This is a genomic window from Pseudomonas sp. YA1 (genome assembly GCF_058680555.1).
Genome location: NZ_JBZWBG010000015.1, coordinates 24,336 through 43,519 on the forward strand (window position 1 = coordinate 24,336; position 19,184 = coordinate 43,519).

The following is a 19,184-nucleotide window of genomic DNA, read 5'->3' on the forward strand; positions in this document are numbered from 1 at the left end:
GGTCGTCGGAAAATAGGGATGAGTATCACAGCCTGGCGGCGAGAAGCGAGATAGAGCCGGGCATTGTATTGCGAGGTCGGAATCGAACTGGTAGCGTTATAGTATATCATTTCTTTTCTGGTGCGATTTCCCATGAGAGTCAGTGTGTCGCTTGTCCTCGGTGTCGGCCTCGGTTGCAGCAGTCCGGCGCTCTGGGCGGAAACGGAAAGTCCCGCGGAGCTGGAGGTCCTCACTGTCACCGCCGAAGCGGAGCGCGCGGAGGGCCCGGTGCAGGGCTACCGGGCCAATCGGTCGGCCAGCGCGACGCGCACCGACACCCGTATCGAGGACATCCCGCAAGCCATCAGCGTGGTGCCGCGCCAGGTGCTCGACGACCTTGACAGCGCTCGTATCGAACGGGCGCTGGACTTCGCCGGCGGGGTCTCGCGGCAGAACAACTTCGGCGGCCTGACGATGTTCGAGTACAACGTCCGTGGCTTCACCACTTCGGAGTTCTACCGCGACGGCTTCAGCGCCAACCGCGGCTATATGAACGCCCCGGACAGCGCCACCATCGAGCGCGTGGAAATCCTCAAGGGACCGGCCTCCAGCCTGTACGGGCGCGGCGATCCCGGCGGCACGGTGAACCTGGTGACCAAGAAGCCCCAGGCCGAGCGCTTCGCCCGCTTGCATGCCAGCGCCGGCAGCTGGGACCGCTACCGCTCGACCCTGGACCTGAACACGCCGCTGGACGAAGACGGCGACCTGCTCTACCGGATGAACCTGGCGGTGGAGGACAGCAAGGGCTTCCGCGACTACGCCGACGGCCAGCGCCTGCTGGTGGCGCCATCGTTCAGCTGGCAACTGGACCCGGACACCTCGTTGCTGGTGGAAGCCGAGGTGGTGCGCAACCGCCAGGTCTTCGACCGCGGCACCGTGGCGCCGCACAACCACCTGGGCAGCCTGCCGCGTTCGCGGTTCTTCGGCGAACCGGACGACGGCAAGATCGACAACAACAACGAAACCCTCCAGGCCACCCTGCGCCATCACCTCAACGAGCAGTGGAGCCTGCGCCTGGCCAGCCACTACAAGCATGGCCACCTGGACGGTTACGCCTCGGAGAACTCCAGCCTCGCCGCCGACGGCTACACCCTGCGCCGGGAGTACCGCTACCGCGACTTCGAGTGGCACGACAGCATCACCCAGCTCGACCTGCTCGGCGATCTCCATACCGGCTCGATCCGCCACCAGTTGCTGATGGGCCTGGAGTACGAGCGCTACCACAACGACGAACTGATCCTGCGTAGCATCCCGTCGCGCAACCCCTATGCCATCGACATCCGCCGGCCGGTCTACGGCCAGCCGAAACCACCCTTCGGACGCGACGACCGCAACCACGAGGAAGTCGACGCGATGGCCCTCAACCTGCAGGACCAGATCGAGTTCAACGAGAAATGGCGCGGCCTGCTCGGCGTGCGCTTCGACCGCTACCGCCAGGACATGAACGCCACGCGCCTGAACAATGGCCGCTTCCGCGACACCAGCTCGCAGCAGACCCAGCGTGCCGCCACCCCGCGCATCGGCGTGCTGTACCAGGCGACCCCGGAGGTCGGCCTGTTCGCCAACGCCTCGAAATCCTTCAAGCCCAATGGCGGTACCGACATGGCCGGCAAGGCCTTCGACCCGGAGGAGGGGCGCGGCTACGAGGCGGGGGTGAAGCTCGACCTGCTCGATGGCCGGCTGGGCTTGACCCTCGCCGCGTTCCACCTGAAAAAGAAGAACGTGCTCACCGCCGACCCGAGCAATCCCGGTTACCAGCAGACCGCCGGCGAGGCGCGCAGCCAGGGCTTCGACCTGCAGTTCAGCGGCCAGCTCACCGAGCAGTTGCGGCTGATCGGCGCCTACGCCTATATCGACGCCGAAGTGACCAAGGACGAGAACATCGCCCGTGGCAGCCGCCTGCTCAACGTGCCGAAGCACAGCGGCAGCCTGATGGGCGTCTACGAGTTTCGCGAAGGCTGGCTGCACGGCGCCGACGCCGGCGCGGCGCTCAACTATGTCGGCGAGCGCGCCGGCGACAGCAGCGACAGCGGCTTCGAACTGCCGGCCTACACCACCGTCGACCTGCTCGCGCACTATCCGCTGGCGAGCAATGCGACCCTCGGGGTGAACGTCAACAACCTCTTCGATCGTCGCTACTACGAGCGTTCCTATAACAACGTCTGGGTCGCCCCCGGCGAGCCGCGCAACCTGACCATGAGCCTGACCCTGAACTACTGAGCCCTCTACCGCCGCCAGGAAGCCATGCCATGCAAGGACGCACACCGCTGCTGGAAACCCTCCGCGAACTGGAATGCGAGATTCGCCTGCTCACCGTCTATGCCCGCGAGTGTTGCGGCTGCTACGAGATCCTCAGGCGCAAGCTCGACCGTCTGAGCGGACTGATCGGGGAGGATTGCAGCCGGGCGCAGTGGCAGGCCGATTCGGACGACCCTGCGTTGCAGGCGCTCGGCCTGCGCCTGCGCGGCGCGGCGGTGCAGGCCCTCTGCGAACTGGAGAAGCACCTTTGCCAGGGCGTGCTGCATGAACCCGGCGAGATGGGCCGCTACCTGGGTAGCCTGCTGGAATCCATCCGCGGCGAACTCGACAGCGCCGGGATAGATGCCGATGCACGGGTCCTGTTCGTCGGCTCCGGTGCCCTGCCGACCTCGGCCCTGGTGCTGGCGCGGGAGGTCGGCGCACATTTGTGCTGCCTGGACATCGACGAGGAGGCCCTGGGCTATGCCCGCGAGATCGCCCGCTGCCAGGGGCTGGAGGCGCGCATGCAGTTTTCCTCGCTGCCGCCGGCGGAACTGGCGTTTTCCCGCGATGCCACGCATTTCCTGATCGCTTCGCTGGTGCAGCAGAAAAGCGCGGTACTGGCGCAGATCCGCCAGGTCATGCGCGCCGACGCCAAGGTCCTGCTGCGTCACGGCAGCGGCATCAAGGGACTGTTCAACTACCCGGTTGAGCCGGCCGAACTGGAGGGCTGGCGGGTTTGCGCGGAGCGGGTCAGCCAGCCGCTGTACGACACCCTGATCCTGGAGAAGGCCGGTCGATGAACGCCGCTGATGAGAGCCTGGGCAACGTCCTGCTGGTCGGTCTGGGCGCGGTGGCGATCCAGGTCGCGCTGGACCTGCGCCGCCACGGTGCCGGTCGCCTCGGCGCGCTGAACCATCCCGGCCGGCGCAGCCAGCGGATCGCCGAGGCCCTGGCGCGCGGCGCCTGCCTGCAATTGGAAGGGCAGGGGCAGCATCGCTGGCTGTCCGGCAACGCCGCGCTGGACGTCTTCCACCAGGACCCCGCTGAACTTCGCGACGATTGGCAGACCCTGGTGCTCTGCGTGCCGGCCGACAGTTACCTGGACGTGGTCCGCGGGTTGCCCTGGGAGCGACTCGGCGGGGTGCGCACGCTGCTGCTGGTGTCCGCCTTCATCGGCGCCAACCTGCTGGTGCGCAGCGCCCTGCCGGCGGGGTGCCAGGCGACCGTGCTGAGCCTGTCCAGCTACTACGCGGCGACCAAGGTGATCGACGAGACACAACCGCTGCGGGCCCTGACCAAGGCGGTCAAGCGCAGGGTCTACCTGGGTTCCAGCCGGCCGGACTGCCCGGCGCGGGAGACCTGGCGGCGAGTCCTGGCCGGCAGCGGGGTGGAGGTGGTACCCCTGGCGACGCCGGAAGCGGCGGAGGGCCGCAACGTCACCACCTACGTGCACAGTCCGTTCTTTCTCGGCGAGTTCGCCCTCGCCCGGATACTTTCCGAGCAGGGGCCGCCCGGTTTCATGTACAAGCTCTACCCGGAGGGACCTATCACCCCCGGGGCAATCGGCGCCATGCGGCGGCTGTGGTGCGAGCTGAGCGAACTGTTGCGGCGGATGGGCGCCGAGCCGCTGAACCTGCTGCGGTTCCTCAACGACGACAACTACCCGGTGCACGAGACGATGCTGCCGCGCGCGGCCATCGACGGCTTCGCCGAGGCTGGCGCCGAGCGCCAGGAATACCTGCTGTTCGTGCGCTACGCGGCGTTGCTGGTCGATCCGTTCTCTCCGGCCGACGAGCAGGGTCGCCACTTCGACTTTTCCGCCGTGCCGTTCCGCCGCGTCAGTCGCGACGAGGATGGACTCTGGCGGCTCCCGCGGGTGCCGCTGGAGGACTACCGCAAGCTGGCGCTGATCGTCGCGCTGGCCGCCCACTTCGACCTGGCCATGCCGCAGGCGCGCAGCCTGCTGGCGAGCTACGAGAACGCCGTGTCCCGATTCATCGATTGCCAAGGAGCGAGCCAGTGCCATCCAAGCCTGTATCCGATCGACAGCCGTCCGGCGGCGGACGCCATCTATCGCCAGTGGTGCTCGACCTGCTGAAGAGCGGGGTGCTGCTGGCGGTGCTGGCGTCCTTCACCTTCAGCGTGATGAACGCCCTGGTCAAGGAAGCCAGCGCCACCCTGCCGGCTGCCGAGATCGTGTTCTTCCGCAGCGCCATCGGTACCCTGCTGATCTACCTGCTGATGCGCCAGGCCGGTGTCGCCCTGTCGCGCCAGGGCTTGCCGATGCTGCTGGTGCGCGGGGTGATGGGGGCGCTGTACCTGGTCTGCTATTTCTACGCCATCGCCCACATCCCGCTGGCGGACGCGAGCATCCTGGCGCACATGTCACCGTTCTTCGTCATCCTCTTCTCCGCGCTATTCCTCGGCGAGCGGATTCCCCGTGCGGTCTATTGGCTGTTGCTGGTGGTGGTGCTCGGCGCGCTGATGATCGTCAAGCCGTTCAGCTATTCCAGCTACTCGGTATACGCCGTGGTCGGCCTGCTCAGCGCGGTGTTCGCCGCCGGTGCCTCGGTGGCGATCCGCCAACTGAGCGCGCGGCACCATACCTACGAGATCGTCTTCTACTTCCTGGCGGTGGCCACCCTGGTGGCCATCCCGCTGATGTGGAACGACTTCGTGGTGCCGGCGACGCTGCGCGAGTGGGGGCTGCTGCTGGCCATCGGGGTGGTGTCGCTGCTCGGCCAGGTGTTCCTAACCCGCGCCTTCAGTCACGAGAGCGCGACCATCGTTGCGGTGACCCGCTATATCGGCATCGTCTTCAACGCCGGCTGGGGCTGGCTGTTCTGGAGCGAGGTGCCGGACGCGCTGACCATCGCCGGCGGCGTGCTGATCGTGGTGGCGTGCATCGCGCTGTCGCGGACGAAGAAGGGCTGAGCCTCCGGCGCGACCGGCTCCCCGCTGCTTCGCGCCGGACCGCGCCTAGAGTACGTAGCGCCAGATCGCCACGAAGTGGAGGAGGCTGCCGGCGATCACGAACAGGTGCCAGATGCCATGCCAGTGGCGGAAGCGGTGGTCATAGGCATAGAAGACGATCCCTACGGTATAGAGCACGCCGCCGGCCGCCAGCCAGGTGAAGCCGGCGCTGCCGAGGGCGGCGAGCAGCGGTTTCACCGCGATCAGCACGATCCAGCCCATCACCGCGTAGATCACCACCGACAGCACCCGCGCCTCGGAGCGTGGCTTGATCTCCTGGAGCATGCCGAGCACGGCCAGGCCCCAGACGATGCCGAACAGCGTCCAGCCCCAGGGACCGCGCAGCGTGACCAGGCAGAAAGGCGTGTAGCTGCCGGCGATCAGCAGGTAGATGGACAGGTGGTCGAGCTTGCGCATCACCACCTTCGCTCGCCCGCGCACGCTGTGGTAGGCGGTCGAGATGCTGTAGAGCAGCGTCAGGGTGACGCCGTAGACGCCGACCCCGACGATCTTCCACGGACTGCCGTTGAGGCTCGCCTGGACCGTCAGCCAGACGGCGCCGGTGCAGGCGGCGACCGCACCGATCAGGTGGGTCCAGGCATTGAGTCTTTCACCGTGATACATGACGCATGATCCTCCCGCGATGGACAACGCCATGGTAGGGCATGTCGGGGTGGTGTGGGTCCTGACCTTTTATTGGCGTTTTCCGTGACGGTTGCATGAAGGTTCTCCTCATCCCTCCCTGCTCGTTGGAACGGATAAAGGCTTGACGGTTTTAATTATGATCATAATATTAAATGTGTAATATAAATAACCGCTGTCAGCGGTCAGGCTTTTTTCCAGCGAGAACCCACATGAACGAACAGATTGGCAATGGCGTCGCCCTGATCACCGGCGCCTCTTCCGGAATCGGCGCGACCTACGCCGAGCACTTGGCCCGCCGTGGCCACGACCTGTTGCTGGTGGCGCGCGACCGGCAACGCCTGGAAGCCCTGGCGGATCGACTTCGCCAAGCCCACGGGGTCAGGGTGGAGATCCTGCGCGCCGACCTGTCCGAGCGCGACGATAGGTTGCGGGTCGAGCGACGGTTGCGCGATGACGCCTCGATCGCGTTGCTGGTGAACAACGCCGGCGTGGCGATGAACGGTCCGCTGGCCGATGCCGACATGGACCGGGCGGAGCGGATGATCGCCCTCAACGTAGTGGCCCTGACCCGCCTGGCTGCCGGTGCGGCGGAGGGGTTCCGCCGGCGTGGCGGCGGCGCCATCGTCAATCTCGGTTCGGTGGTGGCGCTGGCGCCGGAGTTGTTCAATGCCGTCTATAGCGCGACCAAGGCCTACGTGCTGAGCCTGAGCCAGTCGCTGCAGCACGAGCTGGCCGGCAGCGGCGTTTACGTCCAGGCGGTGCTGCCCGGCGTCACCCGCACCGAGATCTGGGAGCGCAGCGGCACCGGAATCGCCGGGATTCCCGCGGAGATGGTGATGGAGGTCGAGGACCTGGTGGAGGCGGCGCTGGTCGGTTTCGATCGGCGTGAAGCGGTGACCATCCCGTCGTTGCCGGATGCGGCCGATTGGCAGGCGCTGATGACGGCGCGGGCCAGGCTCGCGCCCAATCTGTCGCGGCAGCGGCCGGCCGAGCGCTACCTCGGCTGAGGCCCTAGCGCTCCATCTGCTCCAGCAGCTTCTTGCGCGTCGCTTCCAGTATCCGTTGCGACAGCGCCTCATCCTGCACGCTGCGCGACAGTTGCAGCGCGCCGACCAGCGAAGCGAGCAGCAGCACGGCGCGCTCGCCTGCGTCCTCGCCCTCCAGGGCCGCTTCGATCATCGCCAGGCGCTTGCGCACGATGCTGTCGGTGGTCGGGCTCGGCGTGCCGCGCTGGCCGAGTTCCGCCGACAGGGTCGGCAACGGGCAGCCGGCGCCGGGGTTATCGCGGTGACGCGGCGACAGGTACTGCTCTATCAGCAGCGCCAGCGGTCGTTCCGCCTCCGCCAGGGGCGCGGTGACTTCGTCGAGTTGCGCCGCGGCATGCCGCAACGCGGTTTCCACCAGGTCGTCCTTGGACTTGAAGTGCGCGTAGAAGCCGCCGTGGGTCAGGCCCAGGGCTTTCATCAGCGGTTGCAGCCCGGTGGCGCCGACGCCGTCCTGGCGGAACAGCCGGGCAGCCTCCTCGACGATACGCCGGCGGGTCTTCTGCTTGTGGTCTTCGGGATAACGCATGGCTTCGATACCTTGGAATGCAGGTCGTCATCTTAACGCCTGGCGGCCTTCCCTGGCGAAGCCGCGTTCATCCGGCCATGTGCAGGACCAGGCAGGTGGTCGAGCCGACGGCGTAGAGACGGTCGTCGACATCGTACAACCGGCCCTCGGCGACCGCCGTCGAGCGGCCGAGGTGCACCACCCGGCCTTCGGCGCGTACCGGGCCGACCTTGTCGGTCAGCGCGCGCAGGTAGCTGATCCGCAGGTCGGTGGTGGTATAGCCCTGGCCGGCCTGGAGCCGGGTATGGATCGCGCAGCCCATGCAGGAATCCAGCAGCGACGCGGCGTAGCCGCCGTGCACGCTACCCAGCGGATTGTAGTGGCGGCGGTCCGGGGTGCCCTGGAACAGGAAGCGCCCTTCGGACCACTCGATGGGAACGAAGTCGACCAGTTCGCCGTAGGGCGGGCAGGGCAGCTCGCCGCTGCCGATGCGGTCGAAGAACTCCTGCGGGGAGAGCGCGGCGACTTGCGCCAGCTCCAGGGTTCCGCTGGCGCCGAGGCGGGCGCGGGCGGCCCGCTCGGTGGCGATCCAGGCGTTCAGGCGGTCTTCGCGGCCGGGCTGTTCCATGGTGGTGCTCCTGTCGTGGTGGGAAAGGGTTGCAGGAAAATTACGGTCATCATATAAGCTTTGTATGAAGAGTGAAATACAATCGCTTTCGATCCCTCTACGCGGCGTTTCCTCTATTTGCGCCGGCGTCACCTACGCTGAGGGAGCCGTGGCGGGACAACCGAGGAGCAGGATGATGGAAAGCTATGACGTGATCGTGATCGGCGCCGGTCCGGGGGGCTACAACGCTGCCATTCGCGCCGGCCAGCTAGGCCTGAAGGTGGCCTGCGTGGAGGGTCGCGAAACCCTCGGCGGGACTTGCCTGAACGTCGGCTGCATGCCGTCCAAGGCCCTGCTGCACGCCTCGGAGCTATACGCCGCGGCGAGCGGTGGCGAGTTCGCCCGGCTCGGCATCCGGGTCAGCCCGGAACTGGACCTGGCGCAGATGATGAAGCAGAAGGACGAGAGCGTCGCCGCCCTGACCCGTGGCGTCGAATTCCTTTTCCGCAAGCACAAGGTGCAGTGGATCAAGGGCTGGGCGCGCTTGCAAGGCGAGGGCCGGGTCAGCGTGGCCCTTGCCGACGGCGGCCACGCGCAACTGGAGGCGCGCGACATCGTCATCGCCACCGGTTCGGAACCGGCGCCGCTGCCCGGCGTGCCGGTGGACAACCAGCGCATCCTCGACTCCACCGGCGCCCTGGAGTTGGCCGAAGTGCCTCGCCACCTGGTGGTGATCGGCGCCGGCGTGATCGGCCTGGAGCTTGGTTCGGTCTGGCGCCGGCTGGGCGCACAGGTCACGGTGCTGGAGTACCTCGAGCGGATCTGCCCGGGGCTGGATGGGGAAACCGCAAGGACCCTGCAGCGCGCCCTGACCCGCCAGGGCATGCAGTTTCGCCTCGGCACCCGCGTGGTCGCCGCGCGCAGTGGCGAGCAGGGCGTCGAACTCGACCTGCAACCGGCCGCCGGCGGCGCTACGGAATCGCTGCAGGCGGACTACGTGCTGGTGGCCATCGGCCGGCGCCCCTATACCGAAGGACTGGGGCTGGAGACGGTCGGCCTGGCCAGCGATCGTCGCGGCATGCTGGAGAACCAGGGACAGCGCAGCGCGGCGCCGGGCGTCTGGGTGATCGGCGACGTGACCTCGGGACCGATGCTGGCGCACAAGGCCGAGGAAGAGGCGATCGTCTGCATCGAGCGGATCGCCGGGCATGCGGCGGAGATGAACGCCGAGGTGATTCCGTCGGTCATCTACACCCAGCCGGAAGTGGCCAGCGTCGGCTTCGGCGAGGAGCAGTTGCAGGCGGCGAGGCGCGAGTACAAGGTCGGACGCTTCCCGTTCAGCGCCAACAGCCGGGCGAAGATCAACCACGAGAGCGAAGGCTTCATCAAGATCCTCTCCGATGCCCGCAGCGACCAGGTGCTCGGCGTGCACATGGTCGGGCCGGGTGTCAGCGAGATGATCGGCGAAGCCTGCGTGGCCATGGAGTTCAGCGCCTCGGCGGAGGACCTCGCGCTGACCTGCCATCCGCATCCGACCCGCTCCGAGGCGCTGCGCCAGGCGGCGATGGACGTGCATGGCCGGGCCATGCAGAACTGAGGGCTCAGCCGCGCATGCCGAAGCCGCGTGCCATCAGCGTAGCCAGCAACGGAATGACCAGCAGCAGGAGCAGTTGCAGGCGCACCGCCAGGACCACCCGCCGGCCCCGGGCCGGCGTCACCGCCGGCACTTCGCCGGCCTTGAGGGCGCCGCGCCAGCCAAGGAAGGTAACGGTCGGCAACAGCGAGACCAGGGCAGCGAGGACGAATAGCCCGACCTTGGCGTGGAACAGGCCATTGTGCAGGTAGTAGTCGACGCCCTTGCCGTACCACAGCACCCGCGCCAGCCCGCTGGCCAGTACCGCCAGGGCGCAGAGGCCGTAGCCGCGGTCGATCGCCGCCAGGCTGCGGGCGCGCTCCAGGTCCAGCGGCAGGCGCAGCAGGCGGTGCTGCAACACCAGCAGGGCGAACAGCAGGAAGATCGACAGGTAGTGCAGGTAGGCGACGATTGCCTGGGCCATGGCGGCGCTCCTCGGGGTGGGATGGGCACAGTCAAGCAGACCCCGGGCCAATGTGCCTGACGGCGCTTCCGGTATTCCCCGAGAATGCGTCTAGAATCGAGCTGGCCATTTTCCGGAGCCCGCCATGACCCCGCTGACGCCCGAGCAGACCCATGCCTACCTGCACCATATCGGCATCGACGATCCCGGTCCGCCGAGCCTGGCGAATCTCGACCGACTGATCGACGCGCATCTGCGCCGGGTCGCCTTCGAGAACCTCGACGTGCTGCTCGACCGCCCCATCGAGATCGACGCCGACAAGGTTTTCGCCAAGGTCGTCGAGGGCAGCCGCGGCGGTTATTGCTTCGAACTCAACTCGCTGTTCGCCCGCCTGCTGCTGGCCCTCGGCTACGAGCTGGAACTGCTGGTGGCACGGGTACGCTGGGGACTCCCGGAGGACGCGCCGCTGACCCAGCAATCGCATCTGATGCTGCGTCTGTACCTGGCGGAGGGCGAGTTCCTGGTGGATGTCGGCTTCGGCTCGGCCAATCCGCCGCGAGCACTGCCTTTGCCGGGCGACGAGGCGGACGCCGGACAGGTGCATTGCGTGCGCCTGGTCGACCCGCATGCCGGTCTCTACGAAAGCGCCGTGCGCGGTCGCAGCGGCTGGCTGCCGCTGTACCGCTTCGACCTGCGCCCGCAGTTGTGGATCGATTACATCCCGCGCAACTGGTACACCTCTACCCACCCCCACAGCGTGTTCCGCCAGGGCCTGAAGGCCGCCATAACCGAGGGCGACCTGCGCCTGACCCTGGCCGACGGGCTGTTCGGCCAGCGCGCCGGCAACGGCGAGACGCTGCAGCGCCAACTGCGCGACGTCGACGAACTGCTGGACATCCTGCAGACCCGTTTTCGCCTGCGCCTCGACCCGGCCTCCGAAGTGCCGGCGCTGGCGCGACGGCTGGCGGGACTGATCTCCGCCTGAGTGCTTTTGGCCGGTGTCTTTTCGCCGGACTCCTGCGGGAATTTTCCGATGTTCCATAGAAGCCTGAACGAAACGGCTTTTTCGGTTGACCTCGTCTGGCAAGAGGTCTATAAAACCCCCGCCCGCAGAGCCGGGCACTTTCTTTCCCCCTACGAAGAGAGCCATGGACAGTATTCCCAGTAGTCGTCGCCCGGCCCAGCAGATGCCGGCTGGTGCGATGACCCAAACCAACGCACGACGGAACCCGCAACGGGTCGGTCGGTTGAGCGGCATCCTGGGCTGACCCACTGCTTCTCACCCGTGTCCGGCACGCCGGGTACAGGTGAGTCATGAACTTCGAGAATTCGGTATCCCCCGGCGTATCCGCCTTCGTGGCGAAGATGCGCGTGCGCGCCGCGCAGTCCCCCGGCGCGATCCTTCCCGGCCACGGCCATCCTGCGAGCCTCGCCTGGCGTGTCAGCCCGGCCGGCGGTCGCCTGGAGTATCGCCGCCTGGAGACGCAGGTCGAAGAGAACCCTGAGAGCGGTCGCCGCCCGATGCGCGGCTGACGCTTTCTCCTGCCTAACCCTTCGCACAAGGAGCCTGCCATGGACGAACCACCAAGTCGGCCTGCTGCGTGCCGCCTGAGCGGCCGCGCGCAGTGGGCCTTACCCGGACAAGCCGAACATTCTTCCCACCGATCGCGAACATCGCGACCCGGCACGCCTTTGCCTGTCACCTGACCGGCAACCGACTCGTGTCGCCGTCGCGCAGCTCGCGACAGGAGACCGAGTCATGAGCGTAGCGACCCAACGCAATACCCAGCTCGACACCGAGCGCCGCAACGACCGACTGTCCATGCGCGCCGCCCGCGAAGCGCAGAACAGCCTGGAAACCACCCTCACCAACGTCCGTGGTCGCCAGGACGGCCTCGACCAGGCCGAGGCCGCCGCCCGGCTGCACGCCGACGGCCCCAACGAAGTGGCCCACGACCGTCCGCCACACGTCCTGGTGCAACTGCTGCAGGCGTTCAACAACCCCTTCATCTACGTGCTGATGACGCTCTCCGCGATCAGCTTCTTCACCGACTTCTGGCTGCCGCTGCAGGACGGTGAGGAAACCGATCTCACCGGCGTCATCATCGTCCTCTGCATGGTCCTGGTCAGCGGCCTGATGCGCTTCTGGCAGGAATACCGCTCGGGCAAGGCCGCCGAGGCGCTCAAGGCCATGGTGCGGAACACCGCCACCGTGCTGCGCCGCGACGAGCGCGGGATGCGCGGCGAGCTGCGGGAAATCCCCATGGGCGAACTGGTGGTCGGCGACATCGTGCGCCTGTCCGCCGGCGACATGATCCCCGCCGACATCCGCCTGATCGAATCGCGCGACCTGTTCATCAGCCAGGCCGTACTCACCGGCGAGGCGCTGCCGGTGGAGAAATACGACACCCTCGGCGCGGTCCGCGAGAAGTCCGCCAAGCGGATCGCCGCCGACCAGCAGGACCTGCTCGAACTACCGAACATCTGCTTCATGGGCACCAACGTGGTCAGCGGCACGGCCACCGCGGTGGTGGTCGCCACCGGTGCGCGCACCTATTTCGGTTCGCTGGCCCGTTCCATCGTCGGTTCGCGGGCGCAGACCGCCTTCGACCGTGGGGTGAACAGCGTCAGTTGGCTGCTGATCCGCTTCATGCTGGTGATGGTGCCGATCGTGTTGCTGATCAACGGCTTCACCAAGGGCGACTGGACCGAGGCGTTCATGTTCGCTCTCGCCGTGGCGGTCGGCCTGACCCCGGAAATGCTGCCGATGATCGTCAGCGCCAACCTGGCCAAGGGCGCGGTGGCGATGTCGCGGCGCAAGGTGGTGGTCAAGCGTCTTAACGCGATCCAGAACTTCGGCGCCATGGACGTGCTCTGCACCGACAAGACCGGCACCCTGACCCAGGACCGGATCATCCTCGAGCATCACGTCGACGTTGCCGGCCGGCGCTGCGACCGGGTCCTGCAAATGGCCTGGCTGAACAGCTTCCACCAGTCCGGGATGAAGAACCTGATGGACCGCGCGGTGGTCGCCTTCGTCGAACAGAACCCGCGCATCACGCCGCCGGATGCCTGGCACAAGGTCGACGAACTGCCCTTCGATTTCGTCCGTCGGCGTCTCTCGGTGATCCTCGAGGGCAAGGGCGGCGAACACCTGCTGGTGTGCAAGGGCGCGGTCGAGGAAATGCTCGAGATCGCCACCCGCGTGCACCAGGACGGCGTCGACCTGCCGCTCGACGAGGAACGCCGCCGGGCCCTGCTGGCGCTGGCCGAGCAATACAACCGCGACGGCTTCCGCGTGCTCCTGCTCGGCACCCGCAGCCTCTCGCGCACGGAGTCCCAGGCCCAGTACGGCGCCAGCGACGAGCGCGACCTGGTGATCGCCGGCCTGCTGACCTTCCTCGATCCGCCGAAGGAAACCGCCGGCCCGGCCATCGCCGCGTTGCGCGAGAACGGCGTGGCGGTGAAGGTGCTCACCGGCGACAACCCGGTGGTCAGCGCGAAGATCTGCCGCGAGGTCGGCCTGGACGTCGGCGAGCCGCTGCTCGGTCGCGACATCGACCTGATGGACGATGCCACCCTGCAACGCCTGGCCGAGGAGCGCACGGTGTTCGCCAAGCTGACGCCGCTGCAGAAGTCGCGGGTGCTCAAGGCCCTGCAGGGCAACGGACACACCGTCGGCTTCCTCGGCGACGGCATCAACGACGCCCCGGCGCTGCGAGATGCCGATGTCGGCATCTCGGTGGACAGCGGCACCGACATCGCCAAGGAATCGGCCGACATCATCCTCCTGGAAAAAAGCCTGATGGTCCTGGAGGAGGGCGTGATCAAAGGTCGCGAGACCTTCGGCAACATCATGAAGTACCTGAACATGACTGCCAGCTCCAACTTCGGCAACGTGTTCTCGGTACTGGTGGCCAGCGCCTTCATCCCCTTCCTGCCGATGCTGGCGATCCACCTGCTGCTGCAGAACCTGATGTACGACATCTCCCAGCTGTCGCTGCCGTGGGACAAGATGGACAAGGAGTTCCTCGCCAAGCCGCGCAAGTGGGACTCGAAGAACATCGGCCGCTTCATGGTCTGGATCGGCCCGACCTCGTCGATCTTCGACATCACCACCTACGCGCTGATGTGGTTCGTGTTCGCCGCCAACAGCCCGGAAATGCAGTCGCTGTTCCAGTCCGGCTGGTTCATCGAGGGCCTGCTCTCGCAGACCCTGGTGGTGCACATGCTGCGTACCCAGAAGATTCCCTTCATCCAGAGCACCGCGGCGCTGCCGGTGATGCTGATGACCGGGCTGGTGATGGCGCTGGGCATCTACGTGCCGTTCTCGCCGCTGGGAGCGATGGTCGGCCTGCAGCCGCTGCCGTGGGAGTACTTCCCCTGGCTGGTGGGCACGCTGCTCTGCTACTGCGTCACCGCGCAGACCATGAAGACCCTCTACATCCGCCGCTTCGGCCAGTGGTTCTGAGCGATCGGCCGGGCTTCGTCCCGGCCTTTCCCGGCGCGTCGGCAAGCCTCGCCGCGCCGCGCAACGCACACCGGACCCACACATGGAGAGACGCATCATGACCCTGCACGACCGGCGCCCGCGGGCGCCCCTTTTCCAACCGCTGCCGGCCGCGCTGCGACGCGCCCTGTCCTGGCGCCTGGGCTTCGTCGCCGCCGCGCTCGCCTGCGTCCTGCTGCTGGCGCTGCTGTCCGAGGCTCGCGCCGCGGGCGGCGCCTACCGGGTCGACGACGGCGAGATCGATCCCGTCGGCGAATGCAACCTGGACGCCTGGCACCAGCGCGAACGCCACCACGGCAACCGCTACCAGTCGGTGCTGTCGCCCGCCTGCACCTTCTCCGCCCTACCATCGGTGCAGCTCGGCGCGGCGCTGGTGCGCGAGGGCGACGCCGGCGATCGGCACAGCCGCCTCAGCCCCGAGCTGAAGACACCGCTGCTGGCCCGCGACGACCTCGGCCTGGCGTTGGCCCTGGCGCTCTCGGCGGATCTCTACCTGGACCGCCGGCACGCCTTCGAAGGCGCCGGCTTCAACCTGCCGCTGAGCTACCAGCCGTTCGAGGCCCTGCGCCTGAACGCCGGGGTCGGCCTGGGGCATGCCTACGCCGAGGGCGAGCGCCGGCATCGCTGGAACTGGGGCGTGGGCATGGAATACCGCGTCGGCCAGCCGTTGACCCTGATCGCCGAACGCTTCGGCGAGTCGGCCGGCGACAGCGGCTGGCAGGCCGGACCGCGGCTGCACCTGGGCGAACGGCTGGACCTCGACCTGCTGGTCGGCGGCCACCTGCGCGGCGAGCGCGAGCGATGGCTGGTCTCGGGAGCGACCTTGCGTTTCTGAGCCCAAGGGCGTGCCGCGCTGCGGCGCGCTCCTCCACCGAGGAAGCAGCCATGAACGTCGTACGCAAATGCCTGGGCGCGTCTCGCCGCGCGCTCTGTGGCCTGGCAGCACGGCTGCTGGCGAAGGCCGCGCACCTGCTGATGGTGGTCAGCGTGCGCGCATACGCCAGCGGCCGCCTGAGCCAGGTCGAAGTGAAATACCTGCTGGACTGCTCGAGCGCGCTCAACCGTGCCTCGCTCAGGCTGGCCATGGGTCAATGAGCCCGTTCCCTTCACGATCCATTCCGAACCGGGAGTTCCGCCATGCTGGGAACCATCCTCCTGATCAACCTGGCCGGTGCCGTGGCCCTCCTGTTGTGGGGCACGCACATGGTCTCCAGCGGCGTGCTGCGCGGTTTCGGCACTGCGCTGCGCAACTGGCTCGGCCGCCACCTGGGCAACCGCTGGCTGGCCCTGCTCGCCGGGCTCGGCATCACCGGCCTGCTGCAGAGCAGCACCGCCACCAGTCTGATGGCAGCGTCCTTCACCGCCAGTGGCACCCTGGGCCTGGCGCCGGCGCTGGCAGTGATGCTCGGCGCCAACGTCGGCACCACTCTGGTGGTGCAACTGCTCAGCTTCGACACCTCGTTGCTGGCGCCGCTGGCCCTGCTGTCCGGCCTGCTGCTGTTCCGCCTGGGCGACGGTCCGCGCCTGGAGAGCCTTGGCCAGTGCCTGATCGGACTCGGCCTGATGCTTCTGGCGCTGGCGTTGCTCGGCCATTCCCTGCAGCAGATCGAGGCCTCGCCAGCCTTTGTCGCGGTGATCCACGGCCTCGAAGGCGATCCGCTGATCGCCCTGCTGCTCGCCGCGCTGCTGACCTGGGCCTGCCATTCCAGTGTCGCGGTGGTACTGCTGGTGGCGTCCCTGGCCCAGGCCGGACTGGTCTCGTTGCCCATCGCCCTGGCCCTGGTGCTCGGTGCCAACCTCGGCGGCGCCTTGCCGGCGCTAGGGGTGGCCGGTAGCCGGGTGGCGCGGCGCTTGCCGTTGGGCAACCTGCTGGTGCGCCTGCTCGGTTGCCTGCTGGTGCTGCCCTGGCTGACGGCGCTGGCGCAGCCGGCCAACGCACTCGGTGGTGCGGCGGCGGTCTGGTTCCACAGTGCTTTCAACCTGGCCCTGGCACTGCTGGCGATCGGCTTCACCGGACCACTTGCGGCGCTGCTCGCGCGCCTGTTGCCGGAAGAGGCGCAGTCCGACGAGCCGGGCATGCCGCGCTACCTCGACGAAGCCGGGCTGGAGGTGGCCAACATCGGCCTGGCCAACGCTACTCGCGAAGTCCTGCGGCTGGCCGACATGGCCAGTCTGATGCTGCGCGCCACCAGCGGCCTGTTGCAGCGACCGGAGGCGAAGGTGGTGGCGGAAATCCGTCGCCAGGACCAGGCCCTCGACCAGTTGAGTGCGGCGATCCGCGCCTACCTGGCAGACCTCGGCCAGGACGGCCTCGGCGACAGCGACGCCGATCGTGCCCAGGAAATCCTCCTGTTCGCCATCAACATCGAGCACATCGGCGATCTCGTCGCCAACAGCCTGCTGCCCCTGGCGATGCGTTGGGCCGGGCGCAGTCGCGCCGGCAGCGAGTTCGAGCTGGGCCGCATGCTGCCGTTGCAGGCGGCGATCGAGGAGAGCCTGCACCTGGCGATCAGCGCGTTCCTTCGCGAAGACCTGGACGCCGCGCTGCGCCTGGTGGCGCGCAAGAAGTTGCTGCAGCGACTGGAGGCCGATGCCAGTCGCGAGCGCTTCCGTCGCCTGCGCGACGATCGCGGTGCCTGGGTGGAGTCCGGTGACGTGTTCCAGCGCATTCTCCGCGACTACCGACGCATCCACCATCATGTCACCGCCCTGGCCTATCCGCTGCTCGAACGCAGCGGCATCGATCCGATGGCGAAGCGGCCGGACGAGCCAGGGCAAGGGGAGGGATCGGCATGCGCCTCCTGATCTGCGCCGGACGCCATTTCAAGGACGCCGAACGCCTGCGCCTGGCGCTCGACCAGTGCCACGGCCTGCAACCGGTGGCGCTGCTCGGCCACCTGCTGCATGCCGGCAGCGGCCTGCCGGACGAGGCCGAGCGCTGGTGCCGCGAGCGTGGCGCGGATTCGCGCGCCTACGATTATCCGGAGCGCAGTGGCAGCGACAACGCCCTGCGCGAGTATGGCGAGGCCGTCCTCGGCGATGCCGCGCCGGACCTGGTGCTGGTGTTTCCCGGCGGGCGCCTGGCCAGCGAACTGATACAGGTCGCGCACGCTGCCGACGTCCCGCTGATGCTCGCCTATCGCCCGCTGTCGGCGCCCTGAGCGGCGAACCAGCCATCGCGGCGGGTCAGGCGCCAGCCGTAGGCGGCCAGGACCAGCCCGCGCAGCAGCATGAAGGCGAGGAACGCCAGCCATAGCCCGTGGTTGCCCAGCCCCTGCAACAGCCAGCCGAGGGGCAGGCTGGCGGCCACCGCGACGAGCATCGCGTTACGCATCTCGCGGGCGCGGGTGGCGCCGATGAACAGGCCGTCGAGCAGATAGCTCCACATCCCCAGCAGCGGCAGGCAGGCCAGGTACGGCAGATAGGCGTAGGCGACTTCGCGGACGCCGGCGATGTCGCTCTGCAGGTCGATGAACAGGTGGCCGAACAGGGCGAACAGCGCGGCGAACGCCAGGCTTGCCAGCAGCGACCAACCACCGGCCACCACCAGCGCGCGGCGCAGGGCGGTTCGGTCGCGGGCGCCGATGGCGTGGCCGCAGAGCGCCTCCACCGCGTGGGCGAGACCGTCGAGGGCGTAGGACGTCAGGAGCAGGCCGTTGAGCAGCAGGGCGTTGGCGGCTACCGTGGCGTCGCCGAGGCGGGTGCCCTGTACGGTGAGCAGGAAGAACACCAGTTGCAGGGCCAGGCTGCGGATGAAGATATCCCGGTTGACCATCAGCAGCGGTAGCCAGGACAGCCAGTGGCGCAGGCGTTGCCACTGCGCCCGCCCGGGGCGCCGGGCCAGGTCGCGGCGGGTCAGGGCCAGGCCGAGCAGGGCGCCGCTCCATTCCGCCAGCACCGAGGCGCGGGCCGCGCCTTGCACGCCCCAGTCGAGGCCGTGGACGAACCAGAGCACCAGGGCGATGTTGCTCAGGTTGGTGGTCAACAGGATCGCCAATGGCGCCCGTGCGTTCTGCGTGCCGAGGAACCAGCCGACCAGCGCGTAGCTGGCCAGGGCCGCCGGCAGGCCGAGCAGGCGGGTATGGAAGAAGGCGCGGGCCTCGCCGGTCAGTTCCGCCGACGGTTGCATCAGTTGCAGGGCCCAGCCGCTCAGGGGCAGGGCCAGCGCGCCGAGCAGCAGGGCCAGGAGCAGCGCCATGCCCAGGCCCTGGGCGAGGATCAGGCGCAGCGCGCCGCCATCGTCGCGGCCGGCGGCCTGGGCGGCGAAGCCGGTGGTGCCCATGCGCAGGAAGCCGAGCACGCCGACCATCAGGGTGTACAGGCTGCCGCCCACGGCTACCGCGCCGAGCTGGTAGGCGTGCGGCAGGTGGCCGACCACCGTGCTGTCCACCAGGTGCACCAGGGGAACGGAAACGTTCGACAGAATCATCGGCCCGGCCAGCGCCCAGACCCTGTGGTGGGTCGGGGCGTGGCGCCAGGCATCGCGCAACAGGCTCATGGGGTCCTCCGGATCGGCCGGGCAGTATAGCGACGGCGGCGAGGCCTGCGGAAAACCCGTTTTTCATATCCGGTAACAGACCTC

Annotated in this window: 18 protein-coding genes; 13 read left to right on the forward strand and 5 right to left on the reverse strand. The window is 68.0% G+C overall.

Annotated features, from left to right (window positions below; translation table 11 throughout):
• Positions 1-132 precede the first annotated feature (132 nt).
• From cntO to cntI, 4 genes are read left to right on the forward strand one after another with little or no spacing between them, the layout of a single operon-like run.
• Positions 133-2,259, forward strand: coding sequence for a pseudopaline transport outer membrane protein CntO (cntO, locus tag AC4OR5_RS21160; RefSeq protein ID WP_058159921.1), 2,127 nt, complete (start codon positions 133-135; stop codon positions 2,257-2,259).
• A 29-nt stretch (positions 2,260-2,288) separates the two neighbouring features.
• A complete protein-coding gene (cntL, locus tag AC4OR5_RS21165) occupies positions 2,289-3,080 on the forward strand; it encodes a pseudopaline biosynthesis protein CntL (RefSeq protein ID WP_058159920.1) in 792 nt (263 codons plus the stop codon).
• Complete coding sequence (gene cntM / locus AC4OR5_RS21170) at positions 3,077-4,378, forward strand: pseudopaline biosynthesis dehydrogenase CntM (protein ID WP_003095356.1); 1,302 nt, start codon at positions 3,077-3,079, stop codon at positions 4,376-4,378. Before cntL ends, cntM begins: the two co-directional genes overlap by 4 nt.
• Positions 4,360-5,214, forward strand: coding sequence for a pseudopaline transport inner membrane protein CntI (gene cntI, locus AC4OR5_RS21175; RefSeq protein ID WP_058159919.1), 855 nt, complete (start codon positions 4,360-4,362; stop codon positions 5,212-5,214). Before cntM ends, cntI begins: the two co-directional genes overlap by 19 nt.
• A gap of 45 nt (positions 5,215-5,259) precedes the next feature.
• Here cntI and trhA read toward each other — a convergent pair whose 3' ends face one another.
• On the reverse strand, positions 5,260-5,877 hold the full coding sequence (gene trhA / locus AC4OR5_RS21180) for a PAQR family membrane homeostasis protein TrhA (protein ID WP_003095352.1): 618 nt from the start codon (positions 5,875-5,877) through the stop codon (positions 5,260-5,262).
• A 230-nt stretch (positions 5,878-6,107) separates the two neighbouring features.
• Between trhA and AC4OR5_RS21185 the strand changes: the two genes are divergently transcribed.
• Positions 6,108-6,905: an SDR family NAD(P)-dependent oxidoreductase gene (locus AC4OR5_RS21185; protein ID WP_004365417.1), complete on the forward strand. Its 798-nt coding sequence runs from the start codon at positions 6,108-6,110 to the stop codon at positions 6,903-6,905.
• Between the two features lie 4 nt (positions 6,906-6,909).
• On the opposite strand, the gene AC4OR5_RS21190 is transcribed toward AC4OR5_RS21185, so the two are convergent.
• Positions 6,910-7,470 carry a TetR/AcrR family transcriptional regulator gene (locus AC4OR5_RS21190; protein WP_003110503.1) on the reverse strand — a complete coding sequence of 187 codons (561 nt, stop codon included), beginning with the start codon at positions 7,468-7,470 and terminating at the stop codon, positions 6,910-6,912.
• A gap of 67 nt (positions 7,471-7,537) precedes the next feature.
• The gene (locus AC4OR5_RS21195; protein WP_003135314.1) at positions 7,538-8,077 is read right to left on the reverse strand and encodes a PaaI family thioesterase; all 540 of its coding nucleotides are present in this window, start codon (positions 8,075-8,077) and stop codon (positions 7,538-7,540) included.
• 172 nt (positions 8,078-8,249) lie between these two features.
• Here AC4OR5_RS21195 and lpdA point away from each other — a divergent pair, with 172 nt between their 5' ends.
• Positions 8,250-9,653, forward strand: coding sequence for a dihydrolipoyl dehydrogenase (gene lpdA / locus AC4OR5_RS21200; protein WP_021263668.1), 1,404 nt, complete (start codon positions 8,250-8,252; stop codon positions 9,651-9,653).
• 4 nt (positions 9,654-9,657) lie between these two features.
• On the opposite strand, the gene AC4OR5_RS21205 is transcribed toward lpdA, so the two are convergent.
• Positions 9,658-10,113: a DUF2214 family protein gene (locus AC4OR5_RS21205; RefSeq protein ID WP_003104329.1), complete on the reverse strand. Its 456-nt coding sequence runs from the start codon at positions 10,111-10,113 to the stop codon at positions 9,658-9,660.
• A 124-nt stretch (positions 10,114-10,237) separates the two neighbouring features.
• Between AC4OR5_RS21205 and AC4OR5_RS21210 the strand changes: the two genes are divergently transcribed.
• From AC4OR5_RS21210 to AC4OR5_RS21240, 7 genes are all read left to right on the forward strand, one after another.
• Positions 10,238-11,077, forward strand: a complete 840-nt coding sequence (locus AC4OR5_RS21210; RefSeq protein ID WP_003135300.1) for an arylamine N-acetyltransferase family protein — start codon at positions 10,238-10,240, stop codon at positions 11,075-11,077.
• Between the two features lie 329 nt (positions 11,078-11,406).
• Positions 11,407-11,625, forward strand: a complete 219-nt coding sequence (locus tag AC4OR5_RS21215) for a hypothetical protein (RefSeq protein ID WP_003135298.1) — start codon at positions 11,407-11,409, stop codon at positions 11,623-11,625.
• A 226-nt stretch (positions 11,626-11,851) separates the two neighbouring features.
• Entirely contained in the window at positions 11,852-14,563 is a 2,712-nt protein-coding gene (mgtA, locus tag AC4OR5_RS21220) for a magnesium-translocating P-type ATPase (protein WP_004365415.1), read from the forward strand.
• A gap of 97 nt (positions 14,564-14,660) precedes the next feature.
• On the forward strand, positions 14,661-15,437 hold the full coding sequence (locus tag AC4OR5_RS21225) for a PA4824 family protein (protein ID WP_023098151.1): 777 nt from the start codon (positions 14,661-14,663) through the stop codon (positions 15,435-15,437).
• Positions 15,438-15,487: 50 nt separating this feature from the next.
• Complete coding sequence (locus AC4OR5_RS21230) at positions 15,488-15,697, forward strand: hypothetical protein (RefSeq protein ID WP_003104324.1); 210 nt, start codon at positions 15,488-15,490, stop codon at positions 15,695-15,697.
• Positions 15,698-15,739: 42 nt separating this feature from the next.
• On the forward strand, positions 15,740-17,407 hold the full coding sequence (locus AC4OR5_RS21235) for a Na/Pi cotransporter family protein (protein ID WP_023098150.1): 1,668 nt from the start codon (positions 15,740-15,742) through the stop codon (positions 17,405-17,407).
• A complete protein-coding gene (locus AC4OR5_RS21240) occupies positions 17,395-17,763 on the forward strand; it encodes an SLOG family protein (protein ID WP_010792248.1) in 369 nt (122 codons plus the stop codon). Before AC4OR5_RS21235 ends, AC4OR5_RS21240 begins: the two co-directional genes overlap by 13 nt.
• Here the strand turns inward: AC4OR5_RS21240 and AC4OR5_RS21245 are convergent.
• Complete coding sequence (locus tag AC4OR5_RS21245; RefSeq protein WP_003111808.1) at positions 17,739-19,100, reverse strand: MATE family efflux transporter; 1,362 nt, start codon at positions 19,098-19,100, stop codon at positions 17,739-17,741. The genes AC4OR5_RS21240 and AC4OR5_RS21245 overlap by 25 nt on opposite strands.
• Positions 19,101-19,184: the final 84 nt, after the last annotated feature.